General features: G+C 64.2%; 12 protein-coding genes and 1 pseudogene. 8 read left to right on the top strand and 5 right to left on the bottom strand.

The window, feature by feature from the left end; genetic code table 11:
• Positions 1 to 15: 15 nt before the first annotated feature.
• The 4 genes and pseudogenes from LWC34_RS47715 to LWC34_RS47700 all read left to right on the top strand — a co-directional run bounded on the left by LWC34_RS47715 (position 16) and on the right by LWC34_RS47700 (position 4,968).
• Complete coding sequence (locus LWC34_RS47715; protein WP_233732279.1) at positions 16 to 1,566, top strand: ABC transporter substrate-binding protein; 1,551 nt, start codon at positions 16 to 18, stop codon at positions 1,564 to 1,566.
• Positions 1,563 to 2,513 (top strand): annotated as a pseudogene (locus tag LWC34_RS47710) (ABC transporter permease). Before LWC34_RS47715 ends, LWC34_RS47710 begins: the two are co-directional and overlap by 4 nt.
• A 5-nt stretch (positions 2,514 to 2,518) precedes the next feature.
• Positions 2,519 to 3,397, top strand: a complete 879-nt coding sequence (locus LWC34_RS47705) for an ABC transporter permease (protein WP_308200293.1) — start codon at positions 2,519 to 2,521, stop codon at positions 3,395 to 3,397.
• On the top strand, positions 3,394 to 4,968 hold the full coding sequence (locus LWC34_RS47700) for an ABC transporter ATP-binding protein (RefSeq protein ID WP_233732273.1): 1,575 nt from the start codon (positions 3,394 to 3,396) through the stop codon (positions 4,966 to 4,968). The genes LWC34_RS47705 and LWC34_RS47700 overlap by 4 nt, the downstream gene beginning before the upstream one ends.
• Before the next feature lie 107 nt (positions 4,969 to 5,075).
• On the opposite strand, the gene LWC34_RS47695 is transcribed toward LWC34_RS47700, so the two are convergent.
• The gene (locus LWC34_RS47695) at positions 5,076 to 6,548 is read right to left on the bottom strand and encodes a PQQ-dependent sugar dehydrogenase (RefSeq protein ID WP_233732270.1); all 1,473 of its coding nucleotides are present in this window, start codon (positions 6,546 to 6,548) and stop codon (positions 5,076 to 5,078) included.
• Between the two features lie 83 nt (positions 6,549 to 6,631).
• Between LWC34_RS47695 and LWC34_RS47690 the strand changes: the two genes are divergently transcribed.
• Complete coding sequence (locus LWC34_RS47690; protein WP_233732268.1) at positions 6,632 to 7,468, top strand: ADP-ribosylglycohydrolase family protein; 837 nt, start codon at positions 6,632 to 6,634, stop codon at positions 7,466 to 7,468.
• Between the two features lie 54 nt (positions 7,469 to 7,522).
• On the opposite strand, the gene LWC34_RS47685 is transcribed toward LWC34_RS47690, so the two are convergent.
• Positions 7,523 to 10,366: a CARDB domain-containing protein gene (locus tag LWC34_RS47685; RefSeq protein ID WP_233732266.1), complete on the bottom strand. Its 2,844-nt coding sequence runs from the start codon at positions 10,364 to 10,366 to the stop codon at positions 7,523 to 7,525.
• Between the two features lie 171 nt (positions 10,367 to 10,537).
• Here LWC34_RS47685 and LWC34_RS47680 point away from each other — a divergent pair, with 171 nt between their 5' ends.
• The 3 genes from LWC34_RS47680 to LWC34_RS47670 are packed head-to-tail and all read left to right on the top strand — an operon-like array spanning position 10,538 to position 13,046.
• Positions 10,538 to 11,518 (top strand): ABC transporter substrate-binding protein, encoded by a 981-nt coding sequence (locus LWC34_RS47680; protein WP_233732260.1) that lies wholly within the window; start codon positions 10,538 to 10,540, stop codon positions 11,516 to 11,518.
• Positions 11,515 to 12,255, top strand: a complete 741-nt coding sequence (locus LWC34_RS47675) for an ABC transporter ATP-binding protein (protein WP_233732257.1) — start codon at positions 11,515 to 11,517, stop codon at positions 12,253 to 12,255. Before LWC34_RS47680 ends, LWC34_RS47675 begins: the two co-directional genes overlap by 4 nt.
• Entirely contained in the window at positions 12,252 to 13,046 is a 795-nt protein-coding gene (locus LWC34_RS47670) for an ABC transporter permease (RefSeq protein WP_233732256.1), read from the top strand. Before LWC34_RS47675 ends, LWC34_RS47670 begins: the two co-directional genes overlap by 4 nt.
• Here the strand turns inward: LWC34_RS47670 and LWC34_RS47665 are convergent.
• The 3 genes from LWC34_RS47665 to LWC34_RS47655 form a co-directional block, all read right to left on the bottom strand.
• A complete protein-coding gene (locus LWC34_RS47665; protein ID WP_233734105.1) occupies positions 12,994 to 13,281 on the bottom strand; it encodes a response regulator transcription factor in 288 nt (95 codons plus the stop codon). The two genes, LWC34_RS47670 and LWC34_RS47665, sit on opposite strands and share 53 nt — an antisense overlap.
• Before the next feature lie 776 nt (positions 13,282 to 14,057).
• On the bottom strand, positions 14,058 to 15,224 hold the full coding sequence (locus tag LWC34_RS47660) for an ATP-binding protein (protein ID WP_233732255.1): 1,167 nt from the start codon (positions 15,222 to 15,224) through the stop codon (positions 14,058 to 14,060).
• A gap of 83 nt (positions 15,225 to 15,307) precedes the next feature.
• Positions 15,308 to 16,516, bottom strand: a complete 1,209-nt coding sequence (locus LWC34_RS47655; protein ID WP_233732253.1) for a helix-turn-helix domain-containing protein — start codon at positions 16,514 to 16,516, stop codon at positions 15,308 to 15,310.
• Positions 16,517 to 16,565: the final 49 nt, after the last annotated feature.

Raw genomic sequence — 16,565 nt, 5'->3', positions numbered from 1 at the left:
AAGCCTCCCACCACCATGGCCGAATTACAGGTCAATCGCCGAGGATTCCTCACTCTGCTCGGCGCGACTCCCTTCCTCAGTTCTTGCGGCACCGGTCAAGCAGCCGTCGATCCACCTGCCGGGCCGCCGAGACGTGGCGGCACGCTGCGTGTCGGCGTGACTGGCGGCGGCGCGAAGGACACGCTCGATCCGCACATTCCGGCGACCAATCCGGACATTGCGCGCACGGTCAATCTGTTCGAGCCGCTTGCCCATCGCAATCATGAGTACAAGCTGGAGATGTTGGTCGCGGAGTCGATCACCGCTTCTCCTGACGCGCGGACGTGGACCGCGGTCATTCGCGACGGGATCCGGTTCCATGATGGACGCCTGGTCACTCCGCGTGACGTCGTGGCCAGCTTCCAGCGAATCCTGGACCCGAACGATCCCAAGGGTGGCGCGGCCAACCTGACCATGCTTGAGCGGGTGGTCGCGACCGGGGACCGGACTGTTCAATTCCAGCTCAAGGAACCGTCCGCGGTGTTCGACGACCTGATCGGCCAGTACGTGATGGGTATCGTTCCCGCCGATTTCTCCCCCGGCAAACCGATCGGCACTGGGCCGTTCAAGGCCGGGTCGTTCACCGCGGGCCTGCAGAGCGTCTTCCGTCGCAACGAGCTCTACTGGCGGCCGGGCGAGCCCTATCTCGATGAGCTCGTGCTGATCAACTTCACCGAGGATGACGCCAGGATCAATGCGTTGCTGTCGTCTCAAGTGGATGCTATCGACCAGGTTCCGGTTGCGTTGGTTGAGGTGCTGCGCAGTGATCCACGGATCCGTGTGCTCGACTCGCCGACCGGGACGTGGTTGCCGTTCACGATGCGGACCGATCGGCCGCCGTTCGACGATGTGCGCGTACGACAGGCGATGCGTGTGGTTGTCGATCGGGAACAGATGATCAACCAGGTCCTCAGTGGACAAGGGCAGGTCGGCAACGACCTGTACGCACCCTTCGACGACGCGTACGCCCGGGATTTGCCGCAGCGGACAAGGAACATTGCCGAGGCCAAGCGCTTGCTCGCTGCGGCAGGCAAGGGGAACTTGGAAGTCGAGCTGGTCACAGCGCCGATCCAGGCGGGCGCGGTCGAAGCGGCGCAGGTTTTCCAGCGCCAGGCGCAAGACGCGGGAATCAGGGTGCGGATCAACCGCCTGGACACGACAACGTTCTTCGGCGAGGACTACCTGTCATGGGACTTCGCCCAGTCCTTCTGGTACACGCGCAACTACCTGCCACAGGTCGCACAAGGGTCGATGCCCGACTCGCCGTACAACGAGACACATTGGACTGATCCCGAGTTCCAAGACCTGATCAAACGAGCACGGACCACAGTGGACAAGTCCACGAGAGACAATCTCGTCGCACAGGCGCAGCGGATCGAATACGAGCGCGGCGGCAACATCATCTGGGGCTTCATGAACCAGGTCGACGCCTACCAGGTGTACGTCGCCGGTCTGGTTCCTGACCGCACCGGGATCTCGTTGTCCGGCTACCAGTTCCGGCACGTCTGGCTGGGAGGTACGCGATGACTCGCCTGATTCTCCGTCGGATCCTGGTCAGCCTCGCGGTGTTGTGGCTGGTCACGCTGTTCGTGTTCATCGCGACCCTGCTGCTGCCCGGCGACCCGGCCCGCGCGATCCTCGGCCAGCAAGCCACACCCGAGCGGATCTCGGCCCTGCACGAGCAGCTGAACCTGAACGATCCCGTGTGACAGCGGTACCTGGAGTGGCTCGGGGGCGTCTTCACTGGCGACCTCGGAACGTCCACCGCCACCCAGAGTTCGGTCAACGCCCTGCTCGGCGACCGGGTCGTGGCATCGCTGGTGCTGCTGATCGCCGCCGCCGTGATCAGCGCGCCGGTTGGGCTCATCCTGGGCACGTGGACCGCGATGCGCCGGGGCAAAGCCGCAGATCACACGGTTTCTGGCATCAGTCTGGTGATCGCGGCACTGCCGGAGTTCGTGATCGGTGTCGGGCTGATTGTCATGCTGTCCACCACGGTGTTCAGGATCTTCCCGTCGGTCACGCTCGCCGCGCCTGGCGAGGCGGTCTGGGAGAGACCGATTCAGCTGGTGTTGCCCGTGCTGACGCTGGTGCTGGTCGTCACGCCGTACATCACCAGAATGATGCGCGCGACCATGATCGACGTTCTGGACAGCGGATACGTCGAAATGGCGCGCCTGAAGGGCCTGCCTGAACGCACAGTGATCACCCGGCACGCCTTGCCGCACGCGGTCGCGCCGGTGGCCCAGGTGATCGCGCTGCAGCTGGCGTGGCTGGCCGGTGGTGTCGTGGTGGTGGAGTTCCTGTTCCGCTATCCCGGGATCGGCCAGGCGTTGATCGACGCGGTGAACAACCGGGATGTCGAAGTGGTCCAGGCGGTCACGCTGCTCATCGCCGCGCTGTACATCGTGGTGAACCTGCTTGCCGACGTGATCGGCATCCTGACCAATCCGAAGCTCAGGATGACGCTATGACCACAATGGACAAGGCAATCGAGACGCCGGAACCGGTCACCGCGACGCAGCCGCCCGGAGTGTTCCGGCGCGCGTGGTCGTTCCGGCAGGCCAAAATCGGCGCGGCACTCACTGCCGCGGTGGTGCTCGTGGCGGTCGTCGGGCCATGGGTCGGGCCGTGGATCACCGGGTTCGAGGCGAACGACTTCGCCGGTAAACCGTTCAAACCAGACGGAATCGCGGGCACGGACGGCATCGGGCGCGATGTGCTGACCCGGTTCCTGGCGGGTGGGACATCGCTGCTCCTCTACGCGGCACTGGCCACGGCCCTCGGCGTTGTGCTCGGCGCGGCGCTGGGAATGCTGGCCGGGTACAGCGGAGGGCTCCTGGACAGCCTGATCATGCGTGGCAACGACGTGCTGATGTCGTTCCCGCAGTTGATGTTCGCGCTGCTGGCGATCGCGATGATCGGTCCTGAGGGCTGGTTGCTGATCTTGGTCATCGGGGTCAGTCACGCGTCGAGAGTTGCCCGTGTCGCACGACAAGCCACGGTCACGGTCGTCGGCAACGAATACATCCGGGCAGCGGAGATGTACGCGACCGCGCGCTGGCTCATTCTGTTCCGTGAGGTGCTGCCCAACATCACCGGGCCGCTGATGGTCGAACTCGGCCTGCGGCTGACGTATTCGATCGGATACGTGGCCTCGCTGTCGTTCCTCGGTCTTGGCATCCAACCGCCCGCCGCGGACTGGGGCTTGATGATCAATGAGAACCGGATTGCCCTTGTCGTCCAGCCATGGGGCGTCCTGCTGCCAGTGCTCGCGATCGCCGTGCTGACCGTCGGTACGAACCTGATCACCGACTCGCTGGCCTCAGCGGCGGCCGGACGGGGAGGCAACCGATGAACCTTGTGGTTCAGGATCTGTCCGTTGAGACCATCGATGACGAGAAGATCCTCAATGGAGTCTCGTACCGCATTGCCTCCGGTGAGATCCTCGCGCTGGTCGGCGAATCCGGGTCCGGCAAGACCACCGCGGGCCTGGCCGCGCTCGGTCACTTCCGGACTGGCCTAGTCAACAACAGCGGTACGGTCACAATAGACACGGGCACAATGGACACTGACATTCTGGCGCTGAACGAGAGTGCCCGGCGCGCGTTGCGTGGCAAGACCGTGTCCTACATTCCGCAGGACCCGGCGCTGTCGCTCAATCCGGGTATCCGGATCGGCAAACAGATCCGGGAAGTGTTGGAGAACCACGGATTCGAGGCGGACAACCGGGTCAAGGAAGTTCTCAAAGAGGTCGGTCTGCCCAGCGATCCTGCCTATCAGCGGCGGTATCCGCATCAGTTGTCCGGCGGGCAGCAGCAACGCGTCGGTATCGCGATGGCGTTCGCCTGTCGTCCCAGGGTCGTTGTGCTGGACGAACCGACGACCGGTCTGGATGTGATGACGCAGTCCTTGGTGCTGCGGACAATCCGTCAGCTTACCAAGGATCATGGCGCCGCTGCTTTGTACATCACGCATGACCTCGCGGTGGTCGCCGAGATCGCCGATCGGGTGTCCGTGATGTATCGCGGGTCGGTGGTTGAATCAGGCGACACGGACAAGGTCCTGCGTACGCCGGAACATCCGTACACAAGGGAACTCGTCGCCGCAGTGCCCAGCCTCAGCGGCGAGTCGGACAAGAAGCCCGCCGGCCACGACGCTTTGCTCGCCGTGAAAGGTGTCTCGGTGTCCTATGGGGACACTCAGGTGTTGCGTGGGATCGACTTGGCCGTCCGGGCTGGTGAATGCGTCATGCTGCTCGGTGAATCGGGATCCGGCAAGACGACGCTGTCGCACTGTATCTCTGGACTGGCTCACTATTCCGGTTCCATCGCGTTGGCCGGGACGGAATTGGCACCGTCTACAAAGGCCAGGGCGGCAGAGCAGTTGAGGGATCTGCAGTACGTGTTCCAGAGCCCGTTCTCGTCGCTCAATCCACGTAAGACGATCGCGCAGTCTGTTGAGGTGCCGTTGTTGCGGCTCACCGACATGACTCGGGCACAACGGCAGGCGCGCGTGGCCGAGATGCTGGATCGGGTGCGGTTGTCGGCAACGGCCGCGCACCGTCTGCCTGACCAGCTCAGTGGCGGTCAGCGGCAGCGCGCGGCCATTGCCCGGGCACTCGTGACGACACCACGAGTGCTCGTCTGTGACGAGGTTACGTCCGCTTTGGACGTATCGGTACAGGCCACGATCCTCGACCTGCTCGGTGAACTACGCCACGAGCTGGGTATGGCGATGCTGTTCGTCACGCACAACATCGCGCTGGCCCGTCAGGTCGCCGATCGTGTCGCAGTCTTGCACGGTGGCGAGATCGTGGAAATCGGTGACGTCGACCAGATCCTTGACGATCCACAGCACGACTACACCAAAGCCTTGCTCGCAACACACCTAGCCTCTAGGTCGTGTCTCGAAGTCCCCGTTCGATGAGAGCCTGCCCCGGCCGGAGGCCGGAGTCGGGACACAGCGGGGCGGTTGCTGGCGTCGCCGCCAGGACGTCGGAATACTGGTTGTCTTTCGGCGTTCTGGCGGTGGCGTCAGGGGCCGCATCCGGCCCGGCTATCGCGGACGGGGGCTTCGAGACATGGCCTAGTCAACTTCAACATCACGCCGCCGTTGCCGAACGGCACACCGCCGCGGTTGCCGAGGACGTAGAGCTCGCCGCTCGCGTCCTCGGCGAACCCGAAGACGGACAACGACTGCTCGAACGCGGCATGCGGGCGGCTGAGATCGGTCAGCCCCAGGCGTTTCGCTTCGTCAGCGAAGCCACGCGTGTCGATCACCCGGTCCAGCCCGAACCTGCGTTCCTCCAGATACAGGATGCGTCCGTAGTTGTTGGTCGGCGCGGTCGTGCTGAACAACCGGGACCATTCGCCGAACACGTACTTGCCGCGCAGTTGCGGGATTTCGTGTCCACGGTAGACGAACCCGCCGATCACCGAGTGACCTTCGTGGTGGGTGTCGTACTGCGCGATCGGATCCTGCAATCCGGGCGGCACCGGCCCGAGCGGCTTGCGCTGGGCGGTCCCGGCCTTGGTTCCGTTGGGGCTGAAGAAGAGCGTACCTTCCTTGATCCGCCAGCCATAGTTGCCGCCGTTGACGACCAGGCTGACCTCTTCGATGTCGTTCTGGCCGACGTCACCGACATAGAGCTTGTCGCCGTCGAACGACAGCCGCCACGGGTTGCGGAACCCGATCGCGTAGATCTCGCTGACCAGGCCCGGCAGCCCGACATACGGGTTGGTCGCCGGGATTCCGTACTGCTGGTTGGCGGAATCCCGCTTGTTCACGTCGATCCGCAGGATGTCGCCGAGCGGGTTGGTCGCGTTCTGCGCGTTGCCGCCTGCGTGGCCGACTTCTTCGTCGTCCGAGCCGCCGCCGTCACCGGTTGGCACGTAAAGCAATCCGTCCGACCCGAATGCGATGTCCCCAGCGTTGTGGTTGAACTGTGGCCAGTCGATCCGCATGAGCTCGCGACGGCTGGCCGGGTCGACTCCGGCCGCGGTCATCGTCCACTCAGCCAAGACGTTCTGGTGATCGGGTGCGACACCCGCTGGCAACGTGGTCGGGAATGTTGGCGTGGCCGTGGCCTTCTCGGACGTCCACGTGTACAGCAAACCGTTGCGGGCGAAGTCGGGGTGGAACGCGGTTCCCAGGAAACCACGCTCGTCGAACGTGTTCGGTCCACCGACACCCAGCGGGACGAGGCGCGAGCTCACGTCAAGGACTGTGGTCAACGCGCTGGTCTTGAGGTTGACGGCCACGAGCTTGCCGACCTGGTCGATGACGTACAACCGGTCGTCGTGGCCAGGTGCGCGAACACCTTTGAGCGGGGCGGTGAGCCCGTCGACGACCTTCTCGAGGCCGATCTTCACGCCACCGGTCTTCACCGGCGCGAAATATGTGTTGTCGTAGGGGTTGTCCGGCGGATGCGCCAGCGCTGTCCCACCAAGCGGGGACACCAGAAGCACCACGGTCAACGCACTTGAAAGCAGGGTTGTCCGTCTCATAACACCCATACTGCCGAAATGATCTTCGCGACGATATCCGTTTGGGGCAATCCGGCACAATCAATCCGACACTAGGAGGAATCATGTTGGTCGAATTGGCCGTAGGCGACGCGTATGGCGCAGGCTTCGAGTACGCGCCCGCGAGCTTTGTGGCCGCGCGCAACGACTTGACCGGGTACGTACAGCACGGACAACACCTGGGAATCAAGCCAGGCCAGTACACAGACGACACCCAGATGACGTTGGCTGTGGCGGAAGCTCTGGTTTCCGGTGACGCGTGGACGCCGCTGAACTTGGCGTCGAGGTTTGTCGAGGTCTTTCAGCGAGATCCCCGGGAGGGGTATGCCGGGCGGTTTTACCTGTTCTTACAGGAAGTTCGGGATGGCGCGGACTTTCTGGCGCGCATCCGGCCGGACAGTGAGAAGAGTGGGGCGGCGATGCGTTCCGGGCCCATAGGGCTGTTGCCTGAGGTCGCCGACGTTATGCACCATTCATCGGTACAGGCTCGGGTCACGCATGACACTCCTGAGGGTGTGGAGGCTGCTCAGGCGGCTGCTTTGGCTGTGCATTACTGCCATTACGGGCTTGGGCCCGTTGCTGAGGTTGGGAAATGGATTGATGGACAGGTTTCCCGGGGTGGTTGGGGCCGGGTTTGGCGGGGCAAGGTTGGGTCAAAGGGGCGGATGAGTGTGACGGCCGCGTTGACCGCGTTGGCTGGCAATACGACCATGAGTGGGCTGCTTCGGGATTGTGTTGCCTTCACTGGGGATGTGGACACCGTGGCGACGGTGGCGCTGGCTGCGGCGTCGAGGTCGGTGGAGTACACACAGGACTTGCCTGAGTCTCTTGTGGAAGGACTGGAGAACGGCCCCTACGGGCGAGAGTACCTGGCTCAGCTGAATTCCCGGCTGCTGTCGTGAGTGGTTATGCCGGTTAGAACCGGCATAACCACTCACGACAAACCATGGGACGCGCTATACCCCGTGGATTGTGAAGGTAGAGGTCGTGTTTCGGATGTCCGTGTGGTTTCCCTTCAGCTTCAGGCCGTGGAACGTGACTTCGCCGACCGCCGGGCCTTGGCCTGGTTCGGGGAACTCGTTGGCCCACAGTCCGAAGCCGGACTTCGCGTCGAACTCGTCACCGGACTTACGGGCTCCGGTGATCGTGATGTTGCGCAACTCCGTGTCCTGGATCCGGTTGACCAGCTGACCGTTCACGTAGTTCGACTGGAACATGATTCCGCTGTACGTCGGATCAACTATGTCTATGTTGGACACTCGGATCGCTTGGAACTTGTTCGTCGCCGAGAAAAGCCAGAGGGCCGGGAACGTCTGCGCGCCGAAGAAGTGGCCGCCCGCTCGGACGATCGTCACATCGCTGACCACGGTATGTGCTGGGCCGAAGTCACGCATCGGGGCGGCGAAGCTCAGCGAGCTGATCGTCGCACCGGTTCCGGCCAGGGTGTCGGCGATGTAGATGTTCTTGAACATGTTGGCTTGGCCGCCGTAGACCGCTATTCCCGCCGCGCGCCACGGCAGGATCGCGGTCAGGTGTTCGAAAAGGTTGTTCTTCTGGTCGCCGTCGAAGATGTCCGTCGCCGCCCACAAGGCGAAGCTGTCATCTCCCGTTGTCCGGGCTTCGTTGTTGATGACGTGGTTGTCCGAGCTTCCGTTCGTCAGGTTCACCGCATCCGCGAAAGTGTTGCGGAAACGAGAGTTCCGCACTGTCGTCTGGTGGACGTTCGAGCCCCAGATCCCGACGACCGTGTGCTCTATCCACAGGTTGTCGAACGTCAGTCCGGACACTCCGGTCAGGTCGAAAACCTTTCCCGGTCCGTCGATCCGGGTCTTGTAGTTGCCGAAGTACGAGAACCCCGTGAACGTCGAGCCGCTCGCGGATGGCGCGACGTCGAAGCCCGCGTCCGTGTTGTCCTGAGTGGCCGGTGCGTGGAAGCGGGTGAACCATGGGCCCGCGCCGATCACCTTCATCGCAGTCCCGGCGATCTTGAGCTTCGTGGGGTTGGTGTAGGAGCCTTCGGGCAGGTAGACACCCTGCAAAGCGCCCGTGATGTCCGTGCGGACCTTGTCCACAGCGGACTGGACGTCGTCGTGGGTGAAACCGGTCGGGGTGACGAACCGGGCGGGGTCCGGGTTGGCGACGGGCGCGACCTGTTCGACGCTGACGAAGTCCACGGCAGTCGATACGGCCCTGGAGTTGACCAGCTTGATCTTGCTTCCGGCCGGGACGTTGACCCCGAGGAGCAGGTTGGCTTCGTCGTAGATGTGCCGTGGCGGGCCCGCCGCCGGGTCGTTGACCGGCCAGGTCTCGGGGCCGTAGAGCCAGGTGTACTGCGAGGTCAACGGGATCGGCTTGAGGAACTTGCCGTTCACATACACGTCAAGCGACGAGTCCATGCCGCCGCCAGCAGGTGCGTCAGGCAGTGAGAACCGGGTGACCAAGGTATTGGTTGGCTTACGAGTGGTGAACTCGACCGAGCTGCCAACCTTGTTCAAGGTCACGGCTTTACGGCCGGAAGCCTCGCCCGCGAGGTCGCCGATTGTCCGGTTGGGACCAACGACCGCAGCACCGCCGCCAAGGGCAGCGTCCTCGGCTTCGTAAGTGTCGTAAGGCATCGCCGAACCACAACCGACGAACACGTCCCGCGCCGAGACGTTGTTGGCGCGTTTGATGGGAACCTCGGCTGAGTCGACAGAGACCGTCGACCGCACGATGTACTTGCCATCCGAGCGCGGATGCCACTTACCCACCGAAACCTGGGAAGAAGCACCCGGGGCGAGGCGACCGACAGAAATCCCGAAGAAGGTCCCAGAACGCTTGCCCGTGTACGCCTCCTCCACCGTCACCACGATGGGCTGAACGATCCCTGCGGTCGGCACGGTTCCCTGGTTACGGATGACCGCGGTGAGCGACGAAGACTCCCACCGGACATCGGCGACGAGGTCCGCGCTGCGAACCGGGGTGACGACAAGCGCCACGGCCGAGGAGGAGTTGTTCTGCTCGTTCTCCTCGAAGATCTGCGTGGCCTCGTCGACACGGGCCGAAAGCTGCCGCGCCCCGGCGTCGAAGCGGCCCAAGGAAGCCGACACGGGCACCGAAGCTCCGGCGGCGAGTGGGCCGACCTGGCTTGTGGCGACCTTGGCACCGTCCACGTAGAACGTGACGTTCGTGGGGCGGTCAGAGGCCAGCGGCCCGACGTTGGCGACCGTCGCCGTGGCCGTGACCGGCGAGTCCTCCGAGGTAGCAGGCGCCGTCACGCCCGTGACGGTCAAGTCGGGGTTTGGCGCGGGCGTACCGAACACCTGGAACTCGGCGATCTGACCGCCCGAACCGCCCGTGTTTCCAGTGATCCGCAGCTGGACGTCGGCGACCTTCGCCGAAACAGGGATGTCGACGCGGTTGCCTGTGGCCGGGTCGAAGGTATAGCCGGTGGACGCGACCAAGCTCGTGAAGGCCGACGACGACTGCTCACGACCGAGGACCTCGACGGTCTGCGTCCGCGGGCCCCATTCAGGCGCGGGGTTGAGGCGCAGGCCGATCGAGGTGATGTCCGCGTTGGCGCCCAACGAGACCGTCAGGGTATTGGGGTATGTATCCGGTGCGGCTTCCCAGTAGGACGTTGGGTCGTCGTCGTTGGCTTTGGTGGCGGCGAAGTTTCCGATCACAGACGATGCCGTGATCGACCTGCCTACCGCTAGGTTTGTATCCGCCGCCAGCGCGGGGACGGCCGTACCGGCAAGGACGAGCCCGGCGACAAGCGTGGCCACGGCCAGCCCGCGCGGCGATCTTCTTGGAATCATGACCTCTTCTTCCGGCCCGCTGCCAAAGAAACGGCATCAATCTATCCGGTTTTTCCAGAAAAGAAGCCGCCGCTTGCCGCAATGCCCGATAAACCCGGCACGATGTGGCTGATCGGGCAACCCGGAACCGATATGGTCAGGATTTCACGACGACGCCGATGGGGAGCGCCGATGCGGAAACACCTCCTGGCAGCAATGGCAGTGGCAGCGTTGACCGCGTGCTCGACTCCGGGCACGGAGCCAGCCGGTGGCGGCAACGCCGACGAAGTCACGTACCTGACGTCGTTCAGCACGTTCGGCCGTGACGCGTACGCCTATGTGGCGCAAGAGAAGGGCTACTTCAAGGAGGCCAATCTCGACGTCACGATCAACCCGGGCACCGCGACCGTCGACGTGCTCAAACTGGTCGCGAGCGGGCGCGCGGACTTCGGCGTCGGCGACTTCACCGCAACCGCGATCACAGTCGCGAAGGAGAAACTGCCGGTCACGACGGTGGCGATGATCCACCAGAAGTCACTGGCGGCGATCGTCTCGTTGACTGACAAAGGCATCAAGACACCCGCCGACCTGGTCGGCAAACGCATCGGTGACCAGCCGGGATCGACCAACCAGCTGATGTTCCCGGTGTACGCCAAGCAAGCCGGGATCGATCACACCAAGGTCGAGTTCGTGCCGTCCCAGCCGCCTGCCCTGCCGCAGTTGCTCGCTGCGGGCCAGGTCGACGGGATCGGCCAGTTCGTCGTCGGTGTCCCGCTGATCGAGAAGGCCGCGCAGGGCCGGAAAGCCAGCGCGCTGCCGTATGGCGATGTCCTTCCCGATCTTTATGGCAACGCGCTGGTTACCAAGAAAGACCTGCCGACCAAGAATCCCCAACTGGTGGAGCGATTCCGTGGAGCATTGCTGAAAGGCCTCGCGTACTCCATTGAGCACCCGGAGGAGTCCGGGCAGATCTTGAAGAAATACCAGCCGACTCAGGACGCGGCGGCCGCGGCCGCCGAGGTCGCGTTGATGCTGCCTTATGTCCGGCCGACCGACGGGCCGGTCGGCCGCTCGGACGAGTTCCGGGTGGCCAAGACGATCCAGCTGCTGGTCGAGGCGGGCGCGATCCCGGAGAACTCGGTGACGTCCAAGGATCTCGTGGCCACGCCATGATCGAGATCGCTGGGGTGCGCCACACCTTCGGCGAGGTCGAGGCGCTCGCCGGTATCGATCTGTCGATAGCGGCCAACGAGTTCGTGACGCTGATCGGGCGATCCGGCTGCGGCAAGTCCACACTGCTGCGGATCATCGCCGGGTTGCTCGAACCTGCCGAGGGAACCGTCACTGTCCAAGGCGAACCGGTTGCCAAGCCGCGCAGGGACGTGTCGTTCATGTTCCAGCAACCCGCTTTGCTGCCGTGGCGTTCCGTACTGTCCAATGTGATGCTTCCGGTCGAGATCTTCGGCTTGAACCGGCGCGGCTACCCCGACCGGGCGCACGAGCTGCTCAGATCGGTTGGCCTGGAAGGGTTTGAAAGGCGTCTCCCGCACGAGCTTTCCGGGGGCATGCGGCAACGGGTGTCACTGTGCCGGTCGCTCATTCAGAGTCCGAAGGTGCTGCTGATGGATGAGCCCTTCTCCGCGTTGGACGCGTTGACGCGGACCGAGCTTTCCGAGCTGCTGCAACGGATCCAGCTGGATCACCAGGCCACGATCGTGTTCGTCACACATTCGATCGACGAGGCCGTGCTGCTTTCCGACCGGGTCGCGGTCATGACGCCGCGGCCAGGCCGGATCCACCGGATCGTCCCTGTGGACATTCCACGGCCACGCACGCTCGGCCGCAACGCGCACGCGGCTGACGTCGCCAGGATCAGCAACGAACTGCACGACCTGTTGGCGCCAGCATGAAAATAGTCCTGCCGATTGCCGGCCTCGCTGTGGTGATCGGGCTGTGGTGGCTGGCCACGGTCGTGTTCTCGATCGAAACCTACCTTGTGCCGAGCCCAAAGGATGTCTTCGACGCTTACATTGCACAGCAAGGGTTCCTGCTCGATCAGGCGGGCGTCACGCTGTGGGAGACCGTCCAGGGGTTCCTGCTGTCGCTGATCGCCGGAGTGCCGATCGCACTGCTGATCGTGTCGTCGAAGATCCTCGAGCGGATGATCTACCCGTTGCTGCTCGCGGTGAACGCGGTGCCGAAGATCGCGATCGCGCCGATCCTGGTGGTATGGCTTGGCTTCGACATGGCGCCCAAGGTGATCATGGTGTTCCTTGTCTGCTTCTTCCCGATCGTGATCTCCACAGCGTCCGGGATGAAGTCGACACCAGCCGAGTTGGTCGAACTACTGCGCTCGATGGACTGCTCCCGCTCGCAGGAATTCTTCAAACTCCGGCTGCGCTACGCCATGCCCCAGGTGTTCGTCGGGATGAAGGTGGCGATCTCACTCGCCGTGATCGGTGCGGTGATCGGGGAATTCGTCGGCGCCAAGGCGGGCCTTGGTTACGTGATCGTCCAATCCGGTGCCAGCGCCGATACTTCGTTGGCGTTCGCGGCGATGGCGTTGCTCGCGGTCATGAGCATCGTGTTGTTCTACGGGCTGGTCTGGCTCGAACGACGCCTGCTGCCTTGGGCGGAAGGCGATTATCTTAGTTCTTTTCCGCGACCCACGCGGCGATCTGGGCGCGCGAGGCGAACTTGAGCTTGCGCAGAATGTGATCGACGTGGACTTCGGCGGTACGGCGGGAAATGTTGAGACGCCCGGCGATCTCCTTGTTCGTGGCGCCTTGTGCGACCAGATCGGCGACTTGCAGTTCCCGTTTGGTCAACGGGCCACTGCGGTCACGACCGGACAGAACGTATTCGGCCGCGGACGACAATGAAACGCCGTTGCCTGTGCCGATCGTGAAAGCCTCGACATACCGGTCGTCGCCCATGATCTTGCGCAGCTGCTGTTCACAGGCCTGGTGCGGGACCAGCCACGGCTGGGATCCGGCAAGCAGCGAACCGCCGACCTCCATCCAGACCCGTTCCACCACACCGAGAATTCCGGCGGCGCGCTCGGTTTGCTGGTTGGCCAGTGCGATCGCGGCGAGTAGTTCGGCGACCATCACGAACCCGCTCAAGTCATTGAACCGCAAGTGCAATTTGATGCTGTCGGCCGCCTGGAGCATGCACGCGTCCAAGTCGCCGAGCATCCATTTAGCCATCGCGAGGGCGTAATGCGCGTACGCTCGCGCCCATTGTTCCCCGCGTGGCGCCGAATACTGGATTCCCAGCTCCCCCAATTCCAGGGCACGCTTGGCATCCATGCAGAAAGCCGCGGTCATGCCCCGCGCGGCATAAGGCGGGAACAACCGTGCGCCAGGGTTTTCAACGCGGTTGTAGCATTCGACGCTTTCGCCGTAGCACGCGTCAGCCGTCGGATAATCACCGGTCACGAGTGCCGTGGTCGCGCGGGCATACAAGGCCAACGACATCAGTTCCTCGTCGCCCAGTTTCCGCGCCAACTCGACTGCCTGCTCGCCCATTCGGATGGCGGCCGGTCCTTCGCCGAGCCCTGCCGTGGCATACGCGTTGATCCACAACGCGTGAACCCGCACGTCATCCGGTAGGGCAAGGGCGAGCACCCGATCGAGCCACCGGCGTCCTTCACCGAAGAACCCGCAGTTCAGCCAATAGAAGTGCAGGCTCACCGCCAGCCACGCGCCGGTCAGCCCGTCGCCGTCGGACAGGCCGAAATCCAAGGCCGAGCGCAGGTTCGCGTGTTCCCGGCGGGTTTCCGCGACCAGCTCGAATTGCTTGTGCCCGAACCATTCCGAGGCGACCGAGCGGCCGAATTCGAGGAAGTATCGGCTGTGGCGGGCACGGAACTCGTTCTCCTGGCCGGTTTGGCGCAGCCGGTCCAGGCCGTACTGCCGGATGGTTTCCAGCATCCGGTAGCGCGCGACATCGCCGCCGTGTCCCTGATCAGCACAGACTTGTCCAGCAGGCCCGCGATCAGCGACAGGATCTCGAAGCTGTCGAACGCGGTCACGGCCTCGGCGGCGGCGAGGGTGAAACCGCCGTCGAACACCGAAAGACGTGACCACAGCGCCTGTTCCTCAGGCGAGCACAGCTCGTAACTCCAGTCGACGGTCGCACCGAGCGTCTGGTGACGGGCTGGTTTGGTCTGTTCACCCCGCGACAGCAGCCGGAAGCGATCGTCAAGGCGCGCCAGCAGTTCCTTCAGCGACAGCACCCGCAGCCACACCACGGCCAGCTCGATCGCGAGCGGCATGCCGTCAAGGCGTTCGCAGATCTTGACGACGGTTTCCTGGTTGTCCTCGGTGACTTCGAACCCTGGTGCGGCAGCGGCGGCACGATCGGCGAACAACGTCACCGCCGAGGAGTCACCAACCAGCTTGCCGTTACGTACCTGGGGCACAGGCAATGGGTTGACCGGCAGCAACTGTTCGCCGCCGACGCCGAGAACATGCCTGCTCGTGGCAAGAATGCGGACGTCAGGTGCCGCGTCGAGGATCTTGCCGACGAGTGTTCCGCAGGCCTGCACCATGTGCTCGCAGTTGTCGAGCACGAGCAGGAGCGACTTGTCCTTGAGGAACTCGACGACTCGGCTGGTCGGTTCGTCGGGAACGTCCCGCAGACCCAGTTCCGCGGCGACGGTCTGCGCGAGCAATCCGGGGTCGCGCAAGGAATCCAGCGCGATGAAACGCGCGTCGTCCACGTAGTCTTGAGCGAGTCGCGTCGCCAGCCGTGTCTTACCCGCGCCACCCGGTCCGGTCAACGTGACAAGCCTGCTGACGGAGAGTTGCCGGCCGGCCTGGTCAACTTCGGCCTGCCGTCCTACAAAGCTCGTCAGGTCGGACAGGTCACTCACCGCATTCCACGTCCTGGTCAGGTCGTGTGGATGCTACCCGCGCCGGGAATACCCGACCGAGTGAACCTCATCCGCCATCCGGGCTACGCCAGGCAAGCCTCCGAACTGAGCTTCGCAAGATCTTCCGCGACGAGGACGTGGCCGCGTTTGGTCAGGCCACGGATGGCTTGCCGGGCCAACGGGTCGAAGCGCAGGTCAGCGGGCGCGATCGCGGCGACCCGGTTCAGCGCGAACACCGCGGCGACGTCGTCCCGCGTGCGCGTGTACGCGAACGCCATCGTGACCAGGTGCCGGATCTGCGTGCCGTGCGGTGCTTCTGTCGGCATCGACACGGTCCGGGCCAGCCGCAACGCCTTGTCCAGCCTGCCAAGGCGGACAAGCAGGCCGACTTCCCTGATCCCGACCTCGGTGGGTCCAAAGTAGATGGACGCGACGATGTCGTCCTTCTCCCGCTGGTCGGCGATCGCCCTGGCCTGCGCGTGCAGCGCGAAGGCCTCGTCGGGCTCGTTGTCGGCCGCCGCGGCCTCGGCGGCCTGCAGCAACAACGCGCCCTTGATCACTTCCTCGCGGTCGGTCTGCAGCCGGTTCGCCGACTCCTGAGCGAACTCACGAGCCTGCGGCAGGTACCCCATGGCCCGCATGCAAGCGGTTCGATGCACCGCTGCCGCGCCGATCAGCACCGGGTCCCCGGATTCGACCGCGACGTCCATGCACAGGTCAGCGGCGATCCACGCCAGGTGGTGATCGTTCATCCGGGCGGCGAAAGCGCAGGCCAGACCGTATGCCTGGGTGAGCGCGGCGGCCAGCTCCGGCGACTGCTCCCCCGATTTCGAAACCCCGCGAAGCCGTTTGAGCAGGCAGGGCAGCAGGTTGGCGACCACGGTGTACCGGCGCGCCGACTCACACCACGTGGCCAGCAGATGGTCCAGTTCCATGCACAGCCGTGGCACCGGCGGGGTCCGCACGGGCTCGGCCATGAAGAGCGGTTGCATCAACACGTCACGCAACCGCTCAGTCAGCGGTCCGCAGTTCGGCTCGTTGCGGGCGGTCTCGTCGTCGCGCCAGCCCAGGAACTCGGTCAGATCGTCGATGTGCAGCACGCGGGCCAGATGCGTGAGCACTTCGATGCTGTCGAGCTTGCGCTGGCCGCGTTCGACCTGGCGCAGCCACTCCTCGCTGCGTCCGACGAGGTTGGCGACGGCCCGGCGGGACAGGCCTTGTTGCCTTCGGCGTACCCCCACCCGTTCGCCCAAGGTCGAGTCAACCGTTGGCCGGTCGGGCACGGCGTACATCGAGGGCCACCTCCGCTGGTTGCGCGAGGTTCAACGGTCCTGGATGACC

The organism is Kibdelosporangium philippinense, from assembly GCF_021390435.2.
In the GTDB taxonomy this organism is placed as follows: domain Bacteria; phylum Actinomycetota; class Actinomycetes; order Mycobacteriales; family Pseudonocardiaceae; genus Kibdelosporangium; species Kibdelosporangium philippinense.
The sequence above is the reverse complement of the archived record's forward strand: the minus strand, read 5'-3'. Positions and strand labels throughout refer to the sequence as shown.

Bases quoted from the DNA above. Each gene is read 5' to 3' on its own strand.
- LWC34_RS47715 (WP_233732279.1), top strand. From the start codon at position 16: ATGGCCGAATTACAGGTCAATCGCCGAGGATTCCTCACTCTGCTCGGC.
- LWC34_RS47705 (WP_308200293.1), top strand. From the start codon at position 2,519: ATGGACAAGGCAATCGAGACGCCGGAACCGGTCACCGCGACGCAGCCG.
- LWC34_RS47700 (WP_233732273.1), top strand. From the start codon at position 3,394: ATGAACCTTGTGGTTCAGGATCTGTCCGTTGAGACCATCGATGACGAG.
- LWC34_RS47695 (WP_233732270.1), bottom strand. From the start codon at position 6,548: ATGAGACGGACAACCCTGCTTTCAAGTGCGTTGACCGTGGTGCTTCTG.
- LWC34_RS47690 (WP_233732268.1), top strand. From the start codon at position 6,632: ATGTTGGTCGAATTGGCCGTAGGCGACGCGTATGGCGCAGGCTTCGAG.
- LWC34_RS47685 (WP_233732266.1), bottom strand. From the start codon at position 10,366: ATGATTCCAAGAAGATCGCCGCGCGGGCTGGCCGTGGCCACGCTTGTC.
- LWC34_RS47680 (WP_233732260.1), top strand. From the start codon at position 10,538: ATGCGGAAACACCTCCTGGCAGCAATGGCAGTGGCAGCGTTGACCGCG.
- LWC34_RS47675 (WP_233732257.1), top strand. From the start codon at position 11,515: ATGATCGAGATCGCTGGGGTGCGCCACACCTTCGGCGAGGTCGAGGCG.
- LWC34_RS47670 (WP_233732256.1), top strand. From the start codon at position 12,252: ATGAAAATAGTCCTGCCGATTGCCGGCCTCGCTGTGGTGATCGGGCTG.
- LWC34_RS47665 (WP_233734105.1), bottom strand. From the start codon at position 13,281: ATGGGCGACGACCGGTATGTCGAGGCTTTCACGATCGGCACAGGCAAC.
- LWC34_RS47655 (WP_233732253.1), bottom strand. From the start codon at position 16,516: ATGTACGCCGTGCCCGACCGGCCAACGGTTGACTCGACCTTGGGCGAA.